Raw genomic sequence first — 8,464 nt, forward strand, 5'->3', positions numbered from 1 at the left:
CACAGCGTACCTTGGGGGGAGCCGGCAATAAAAAGAGAACAAGGACGATTCATGAGCCTCGACACATCGCTGGTACCCGAGACCCTGCTCAACGCACAACGCATCATTGCGCTACCTGAAAACCCCGACCACCTGCCTGCGGTGGACTGGAAGAAACTGGGCGCTCCGGATAACCGGATTCCCCACATCGAAGAAACGCCCAGTCATCAAGCCGATTCTCCCTTACCCAAAGCCGACGTGGTCGTGATGACCTGGACCCTGGCAGAGTGGGCCGCCATGAATCAGGTACTCACCAACCGGCGTGATCCGCTCACACCGGATCAGCTGCACAGCCATGAATGGCAGGAAGGCTGGCTGTCTTACCAGCGCGACTACTACCAGATTTATCAATATATGGTGGATGTCTCCAAGACCTTCCAGGGCGGCGCGCCTTCGTTGTACAGCGAAAGCTGGGGTAGCTTCCGCCAGGTCCGCATCGGCGACTTGAACGTCTTGCTGGTCAAATCCGGCATGCACCTGGCCCAGGATGGCAGCCAGCTTCCCCTGATCCGTTTTGTTGAACAAATCTGCCAGGAAGCCCAACCCTCATTGCTGTTATCCATCGGTACTGGTGGCGGCGTACGCAGCGAAGACGCCCTGGGCAGCGCCCTGATTACCAACCAGGCCTATTTCCATTGCCTGAAACACTTCGCCAATGCCCGTTTCAATCACAGTACCGTGACGTCCAGCTGGCAGCCGGATAACCGTTATCTCCCTCTGGCCCAGGAAGGAGTGCTCCACACCCGTGGGCCGCAGATTCTGCCAGTGAGCCCACAGTATCCTGCAGGCGCCCATATCGACCCCGACCCGGCCGCCGCTCAACTGAAAGTGGTCACAGAACAACCCATCATCACCACCGACACCTTCCTGTTCGGCACCACCGATAACGGCCTGGAAAAACTGGGTTGCATGGTGGAAATGGACGATGCCGTGGTCGGCATGGCATGCCAGCAACAAAAAACGGCCTTTGGCTTTGTGCGTAATGTGTCCGACCCGGTTATCAATGGCGCCCTGCCCGCCTCCCTGCAGGACAGCTGGGCCGGCTACATCTACCGGGAGCAGGGCCTATACACCAGCTACAACGGCGCACTCGCCACCTGGGCCTTGCTGGCCGCCGAAGCCGACCGAAAGGAGAAAGGACAATGAGTACAGCAATTCAATGGTTTTCCGTGTGCGCACAGGAACAACGGGACCAGGTAACCCTGACGCCACTGGCACCCTTCAGCGGCGAACAGATTCTGGGCAACGCCAGTAGCCTGTGTGCACGAGGCAGCGAGCTATTCATCAGCCAGCACAATGGCATGCTGTCCATGGTGTTGGTGGATGAAAAAGCACACAGCTTTAGCCCCGTTATCGAGCTGAATGCGGAGAAACCGTATCAACAACTCAGCCCTTTTATGCTGGGTAATCAACTGCATCTACTCGCCTACAACGAGTCAGACGGTATTTTTGATTTCTTCCGCGTGATGCCGGACCACTTCGCACACCAGTATCGCTTCCAGAAAACCTACGGTGACATCACTACCGGATTCACTACCGTACATGCCTTTGCTTACCGGGATAGCTGCCAGTTCATGGCCTACAATAAAAGCACCGGCACCAGCCGCCTTTATCAACTCACGGTGCCTCCCAACACCCCGCTTGGCGTGGCCATGACCTGGCATAAGGAATGGGCAAAAGGCTGGGAAAATTTCAGCTTTTTCACGCTCGGCGGGGAAAACTTTTTCTTCAAGATGAACCCGCGCTACAACGCGGTGAACATCGACCATTACATGGACGACCCTTCCCAGGGTTCGCACCCGGTGGGCACCAAGCTTCCCCTGTCCATGGACACCACACAGACCGCCACGATTGCCCTGCAGGAAGGACCCGGCTTTGTCGCCTACGAGACCGGTAATGGCCAGCTCACCGTTAATCGTTTTCACACGGACTGCCTGGGCTGGACCTGTCAGGCCAAACAGGCGGTGAACGCCGCAAGCAGTCGACTGCTGGTAATCAACGCCACCCAGGGGCCATTAATCGCACTGATCTGATCAGTGAGTCATGTCGAAAAACCAGTCGATTACCTGTTCCACCCGGGATGGGTAATCGTGGCCTTTGATAGTGGTGATATAGATATTGTTCATCAGTGGCTTGCCCGTTTCCACGCGATGAAGGGTCCCGTCTTCCAGCTGTGAAGCAACGCAATGGCTGGGCAGCACCGCCACACCCAGGCCGCCCACCACCATATCAATGGCACCGTGAATTGAGTTAATTTCCCCGGCATAGGTCAACGAATAGGCATTCAGGTTACAGCGCTCCGGCAGAGCATGCTTGAGCCAGCGATCATAGTAATACCCTGAGCCGGGATAATTGATGAACGCCTGCTCCAGTATCACGCTTTCACTGGGCCGCTTGCCATCAGGCGGGTCACGGCTTACCAGCACATATTCTTCCTGACAGAACAACCGGTATTCCAGCAGAGGGTGGTCATTTTTTTCCGTCACGAAACCAAAATCGGCCCGGTCATCCAGCACCATCTGCACCACGTCCTGGGTGGATGTGAGCGTAATTTTCAACTCGATATCCGGGTGCGCCAGGCGCCGCTCCAGCAACATGGGAAAATGCGGTGACATCAGACAACTGGGCGGCATGGCATAGGACACCAGCCCCACAATCCGGGTTTCCATGGCATGCACTTCATCCATGAACTGCTGGGTAGTGAGCATCTGATGCCGAATGTACTGGGTCAACGCATCGCCCGCATCGGTGAGCACCACCTTCTTGCCGATCCGCTTGAACAAGGTGACCCCAATCTGCTCTTCCAGCTTGGCAATATGCTGACTCACGCCAGATTGCGTCATGTGAGCCCGCGTGGCCGCATGGGTAAAACTGCGTGTTTCTGCCGCCGCCATAAAGGCCTTGAACAGGCGCGTGTCCAGCAGAGTGAAATCCCGGTTGGAAAAACCCATCAGCCAGCCTCCTCCGCCGGCGCGGGCACCGCGGGGCTGGTGGCGAACTGCAGATTCAGGCTATCACCTGCCTGCACATGGAGCCCGGCATAGCGAGCAAAGGGGGAAGGTGGCACAGAGCAAGGCACGGATTCGCTCAGCAACGCTCGTTCGCCCAGCCCTTCGGCCAGTGGTTGCGGATTACCAGTCCAAAGCGACCAACAAACACAGAGATCATCGTCCAGATACAGGAACGCGCCAGACAGCCCCTCTGGCATAGCTTTCAGCAATCCGGCAAAACGCTCACAAACCGCGCCCCGGAAGGCCTCTGCGGTTTCCTCCGTGCGCACCGCGACTTCACTGATAACCCGCCCGGATTGCCAACTCTCACCGTGATCAAGAACCTGCATGGCCCCGGTCTGGGATGGGTCACCGCGAAACTGCGCCGGGAATGCACTGTGGCTGGCCGGCCGGCCCGCCTCTGTACTGAAACTGAAAACCGTACTGTGCAGCGATGCATAGGCACGCCCGCCACAGCTTTCATGGCACGCCGCCTCGTAGGTCGCCGGGTCCGGATAAAACACCAGCGCAATTTCGTCCGGCACCACCGCATGGCGGCTGGTCGGTACGATGGAAGGGATATAAGCCTGCAATCCCAACGGCCCCATAAACTGAACCGTGGCCGGAATAAAAATCTGGCCAAGCTGGTCATACAGTTTCTGACGATGCGGAGCCGGAGCCAGTGTCGGCAAGGCATAGCCCAGCCAGACGCGCACCGCCCGTCCCTGTGTCGACGTTTCCATGTCGTTAATCTCCTTACTGTCTGCCGGCAATCGGCTGACATAAATACGGGGTAAAGACTGACATGAAGAAAGCTAAGCAACAAGATGAATATGCAGCGACATAATGCCTGTACTGCGCAGAGCATGAAGAGGCCTGTATCCTGAGGTACGGGCACATTGAGCCTCACCCTGCGACCCCGCATACTGGCCATTTAACCATCGGAACTCGTCATGCCCACGGTAACAGTTTGGGAAACGCCCAAGGCTGGCAGCCTGGCCAATCTGGTTCAAAAGCAGCGGCCATTGCCTCCCCTGTCTCTCGGGCATGTCCGGGTGCAGGTTCATGCGGTGGGGCTGAATTTTGCGGATATTTTCGCCCTTACCGGCCTTTACTCCGCAACCCCGGAAGGCGCCTTCATCCCCGGGCTGGAATTTGCCGGCACAGTCATCGACACAGGCACAGATACCGACAATACCGACAGCGCCTTCCAGGTTGGCGACCGGGTGATGGGTGTCACCCGGTTCGGCGGTTACTGCTCCAGTGTTGATAGCGAACCGGATTACCTGATCCCCCTACCCGACGACTGGAGCTTCGTTCAGGGCGCCGCCTTCCCGGCCCAGACCCTCACCGCCTGGTATGCCCTGACCACCCTCGGCGCCATCCAGACAGGGCAACGTGTACTGATTCACAGCGCCGCCGGCGGAGTCGGCCTGCAGGCCATGAAACTGGCGACCCTGCTGGGTGCCAACCCGGTTGGAACGGTAGGCAGCCCCGACAAAGCCGCGATGCTGCAGGAAATGGGTTTTGAAAATGTGCTGATACGCCAAGCGGATTTTTCCCGACAACTCACCGAAACCGGCCACCGTTTCGATCTGGTGCTCGACGCCATCGGCGGCACCGTCCAGCAAGCCAGCTTTGCCGCACTGAACCCCATGGGCCGGCTGGTGGTTTTCGGCGCCGCCGAATTCACCCCCACCGGCAACCGCCCCAACTACCTCAAAGCCGCCTGGCGCTACCTGCGCCGCCCTCGCTATGACGTTATGGATATGATCAGCAGCAACCGGTCGGTGATGGCCTTCAATCTGATCTGGCTATGGGAACAGAAAGCCAGCATGAAGGCCTTGCTCAGCGAATTACAGACCATTGCCCTGCCTCCACCCCATGTGGGCCATCGCTTTGCCTTCGATGATGCTCATGCGGCGCTGGCACTGCTACAGTCAGGTAAATCGGTGGGCAAGGTGGTGCTGGAAATTTTGTGACACCAACAGCGCTGAATTTCTAACCTATTTAAACTGCCACAACGGTCACACCCCCTGACATTAACGTGATGGCCTACAGCACTGTCCGATATATCGCACATTCCCGGCCCCGGCGATTCCTATACTCCTTGTGACACCGGTATCAAACCGGACCAAGACCACACAAGGGGGAACGATGAAACTGACGTTAATGAGCCTTTTGCCTTGCATTCTGGCCCCTGCCGTTGCCACAGCCGGAGGTACCATTCACCTCAACAGCGAACCAGGGGATTATATTGGAGGCGGGATTACGCAAACGCTCTCTGACAGTACCGGAACCATCAGCCTGGATTACACACAATCCCGACTGACTCTGGGCTACGAAGACGCGAACACCGACCTGGACATGATTTTTTCTTCACCGGACAACCAGGTACTGGAAGAAGAGCACTATTTGAATGCACAACGAAATGCCTTTAAAGGTGCCTTGCGAGCAGGCCTTTCCGTTTCCATGAATCACCGCGGTTGCAACACCATTGACGGTGACTTCTTCATTCATGAACTGGATCTCGCGGCAGCGAATCCGGTCATAGCACTGGACTTCGTACAGTACTGCGGCAATAACGATGCCCCGCTGAACGGCAGCATCCGCATCAACTCCACTCTGCCAGAAAATTTACCGCATCCCGTTGCGGTTATTGAGCGCCCCATGCGCCAGCTCATTGACGACACCTCTGTAACCCTGTCTGCCGAAAAGTCGTATTCCGATAGCGGTGTTATTGCCGGCTACCAGTGGGAGCAATTGAATGGCCCCGCAATTACGTTGACGAACACGAACAGCGCAACACCATCTTTTACCGTTCCTTCCCTACCCCTGGATGGCGAAGAGCTCACGCTAAAACTCACCGTCACTGACAGCCTTGGGCAAAACAGTTCCCAAACACTAACGCTGCCACTGGTGAGTAAAAGTGCGCCATTAACCTACATGCAGATTAACAGCCCTGAAGGTGACTATATCGGGCAAGGCAAGCAGCTGTACTTCGACGATGCTTTCAGTACCTTCAACCCCAGCATTAACTATGACAATGGCGTGTCCGTACACATTGATGATGGCGATAACTGGCGGGCGGATTTTGCCGCGCCCTACAATGCGGCGTTACAACCCGGCAACTATCAGGCTGAGCGCTTCCCCTTTCAGAGCGATGGCCTTGGTGGACTCAGCATTTCCGGCGACGGCCGAGGGTGCAACACGCTTTCCGGTGGCTTTACCGTTCATTCCATTGAACAACAGGAAGACCAGGTCGACAGCTTCATGGCCAGTTTTTCCCAGCACTGTGGAGGCATTCAGAACCCTGCCCTGCTGGGAACCATTGCACTTAATGCTCGCCACCCCAGCGTACCAACAGCTAATGCTGGCCCTGGATTCTCAACAGGCCAGAACCAGACATTCACCCTGCACGGGCAATTCTCTTCCGACGACAGCAACATCACAGAATATCAATGGACACTGGATCAACCTGATATTGATATTACCGGCGCAGACCAGGCCGTGGCACAGTTCGAAACGCCCAACCTTGATGCCAATGACGATGACATCATCATAACGGCGACGCTTACCGTGACAGATGACGAAGGGTTCAAAGACCAGGACTCGACCACGATCACCGTCTCCTACCAAAACAGTGCCCCCCAGGCCAATAACGACAATCTGTCTATCGGCTATTGGGGCTGGCAGTACCTGAACCCACTGGAAAACGATACCGATGCGCAAAACAACATCGACCCCGCTTCTCTTGAGATTACACAAGGTCCGAATCGGGGCTACGCAGAGAACCTTGGAGATGGCCAGCTACGCTATTTTCCCTTCTTCTTTGGCAATAAAACTGACTCGATTACCTATCGGGTGAAGGATCAGGCGGGCGCCTGGTCCAACACGGCCATCATCACGCTTAGCCACTAAGACACACGGCGGGACCCTGCCCCGCCATCTTGCTCGCTTTCAACAGCTGCGAAGAAACCCCTTCAGATCTTTCTCACTCTCCGGCCGGACAATACGCCCGGTTTCTTCACCGTCCCTGATCAGAATCAACGTCGGCCAGAGCTTCACCCGGAAACTACGCCCCAAGGGCCTTCCCGGCCCATCCGCTATTTTTATATGCTCAAGATCGCAGTGCTCCGCAAGCGCCGCTTCGATATCCGGCTGGGCCGCAATGCAGTAACCACACCAATTGGCGCCGAATTCAAGCAGTCTCAACCCGTCACCCTGATCCAGCTGCTCGCGGGTAATGCTCTCATCTTCGTACTCACGCACATACGCCATCACCGTCTCCAACAAACTCGCCCGCTACCGGCAGACATACCGGCAAGTCTTATGCTTAGATGTTCCCATCTGTAGAGAACCCACTGTAATGATTCCCCTGTGGCAGACAACCAAGGTGACCTTGTGAGCGAACCGGTTTTAACAGAACAACGAGACGGCCTTTATATCATCACCCTGAATCGCCCGGAAAAACGCAACGCCGTCGACCGGCCCACCGCCGATGCGCTGCGTGCCGCCTTCGACCACTTTGAGCAGGATCCGACTCTGCATGTAGCCATCCTCCATGGCGCTGGCGATAATTTCTGTGCCGGTGCCGACCTGTCTGCCATGGGCGACCCGGCACTGCGAAATGAGGTGGAAGCCACGGGGACAGGCCCCGGCCCAATGGGGCCGTCGCGCATGCTGTTAAGCAAACCGGTAATCGCCGCCGTATCCGGCTACGCGGTCGCAGGAGGACTGGAACTGGCCCTGTTCTGCGATCTGCGCGTGATGGAGGACACCGCCACCTTCGGCGTGTTCTGCCGGCGCTGGGGCGTGCCTTTGATTGATGGCGGCACCGTCCGCCTGCCCCGCCTGATCGGCCATAGCCGCGCCATGGACATGATTCTCACCGGTCGTCCGGTTAATGCGGAAGAAGCCCTGCAGATTGGCCTCGCCAATCGGGTAGCCCCGGAAGGCAAAGCACTGGACGAAGCCATCACCCTGGCCCGCCAGATCGCCGCCTTCCCACAACGCTGCCTGCGCGCAGACCGGCTATCCGCCTACCAACAATGGGACAAGGACCAGGAAACCGCCCTGCGCGACGAAGGCGCCGGGGGATTCCCGGTAGTATTCGAAGAAGCCCTGGCCGGCGCAGAACGCTTCGCAAGAGGCGCAGGCCGCCATGGGAGCTTTGAAAAAGATGACACGTAAAGCGTCTTAAAGCAGGTCGGATTTACCCAAGGGCACAGAGAGGCCGAAGGCCGTAATCCGACGCCCAACAACGCAGCCAGAAAGAAGACAGATTGTCGGCTTACGGCTACGCCTAAGTCGACCTACGAAAACTTACTATAAGGGCCGCCCACAAAAAAGCCGACTATTAATGCCGGCTTTCTTGCTACAGCTTGAGGGTTAGTCGATTAACGCACCACCACAAAGAACACGCCGCCGTTGCG

General features: G+C 57.0%; 8 protein-coding genes. 5 read left to right on the forward strand and 3 right to left on the reverse strand.

The features are described from left to right. Positions 1 to 51 precede the first annotated feature (51 nt). Both A3754_RS13370 and A3754_RS13375 read left to right on the forward strand, forming a co-directional pair. Entirely contained in the window at positions 52 to 1,185 is a 1,134-nt protein-coding gene (locus tag A3754_RS13370; RefSeq protein WP_063520088.1) for a hypothetical protein, read from the forward strand. Then, complete coding sequence (locus A3754_RS13375; RefSeq protein WP_063520089.1) at positions 1,182 to 2,072, forward strand: hypothetical protein; 891 nt, start codon at positions 1,182 to 1,184, stop codon at positions 2,070 to 2,072. The genes A3754_RS13370 and A3754_RS13375 overlap by 4 nt, the downstream gene beginning before the upstream one ends. Here the strand turns inward: A3754_RS13375 and A3754_RS13380 are convergent, their stop codons facing one another. Both A3754_RS13380 and A3754_RS13385 read right to left on the reverse strand, forming a co-directional pair. Next, positions 2,073 to 2,990 (reverse strand): LysR family transcriptional regulator, encoded by a 918-nt coding sequence (locus A3754_RS13380; protein WP_063520090.1) that lies wholly within the window; start codon positions 2,988 to 2,990, stop codon positions 2,073 to 2,075. It lies immediately after the preceding gene. Then, positions 2,990 to 3,772, reverse strand: coding sequence for a hypothetical protein (locus A3754_RS13385; RefSeq protein ID WP_063520091.1), 783 nt, complete (start codon positions 3,770 to 3,772; stop codon positions 2,990 to 2,992). The genes A3754_RS13380 and A3754_RS13385 overlap by 1 nt, the downstream gene beginning before the upstream one ends. 210 nt (positions 3,773 to 3,982) lie before the next feature. On the opposite strand from A3754_RS13385, the gene A3754_RS13390 reads away from it, so the two are divergent. Both A3754_RS13390 and A3754_RS13395 read left to right on the forward strand, forming a co-directional pair. Continuing rightward, complete coding sequence (locus A3754_RS13390) at positions 3,983 to 5,011, forward strand: medium chain dehydrogenase/reductase family protein (RefSeq protein WP_063520092.1); 1,029 nt, start codon at positions 3,983 to 3,985, stop codon at positions 5,009 to 5,011. 175 nt (positions 5,012 to 5,186) lie between these two features. Beyond that, on the forward strand, positions 5,187 to 6,950 hold the full coding sequence (locus A3754_RS13395; RefSeq protein WP_063520093.1) for an Ig-like domain-containing protein: 1,764 nt from the start codon (positions 5,187 to 5,189) through the stop codon (positions 6,948 to 6,950). Positions 6,951 to 6,989: 39 nt separating this feature from the next. Here the strand turns inward: A3754_RS13395 and A3754_RS13400 are convergent, their stop codons facing one another. Beyond that, the gene (locus tag A3754_RS13400; protein ID WP_063520094.1) at positions 6,990 to 7,310 is read right to left on the reverse strand and encodes a thioredoxin family protein; all 321 of its coding nucleotides are present in this window, start codon (positions 7,308 to 7,310) and stop codon (positions 6,990 to 6,992) included. Between the two features lie 123 nt (positions 7,311 to 7,433). Here A3754_RS13400 and A3754_RS13405 point away from each other — a divergent pair, with 123 nt between their 5' ends. After that, the gene (locus tag A3754_RS13405) at positions 7,434 to 8,222 is read left to right on the forward strand and encodes a crotonase/enoyl-CoA hydratase family protein (RefSeq protein ID WP_063520095.1); all 789 of its coding nucleotides are present in this window, start codon (positions 7,434 to 7,436) and stop codon (positions 8,220 to 8,222) included. The last annotated feature ends 242 nt before the right edge of the window (positions 8,223 to 8,464 follow it).

The sequence above is a fragment of the Alcanivorax sp. HI0083 genome, from assembly GCF_001635175.1.

Bases quoted from the DNA above. Each gene is read 5' to 3' on its own strand.
- A3754_RS13380 (WP_063520090.1), bottom strand. From the start codon at position 2,990: ATGGGTTTTTCCAACCGGGATTTCACTCTGCTGGACACGCGCCTGTTC.
- A3754_RS13390 (WP_063520092.1), top strand. From the start codon at position 3,983: ATGCCCACGGTAACAGTTTGGGAAACGCCCAAGGCTGGCAGCCTGGCC.
- A3754_RS13395 (WP_063520093.1), top strand. From the start codon at position 5,187: ATGAAACTGACGTTAATGAGCCTTTTGCCTTGCATTCTGGCCCCTGCC.
- A3754_RS13375 (WP_063520089.1), top strand. From the start codon at position 1,182: ATGAGTACAGCAATTCAATGGTTTTCCGTGTGCGCACAGGAACAACGG.
- A3754_RS13370 (WP_063520088.1), top strand. From the start codon at position 52: ATGAGCCTCGACACATCGCTGGTACCCGAGACCCTGCTCAACGCACAA.
- A3754_RS13385 (WP_063520091.1), bottom strand. From the start codon at position 3,772: ATGGAAACGTCGACACAGGGACGGGCGGTGCGCGTCTGGCTGGGCTAT.
- A3754_RS13400 (WP_063520094.1), bottom strand. From the start codon at position 7,310: ATGGCGTATGTGCGTGAGTACGAAGATGAGAGCATTACCCGCGAGCAG.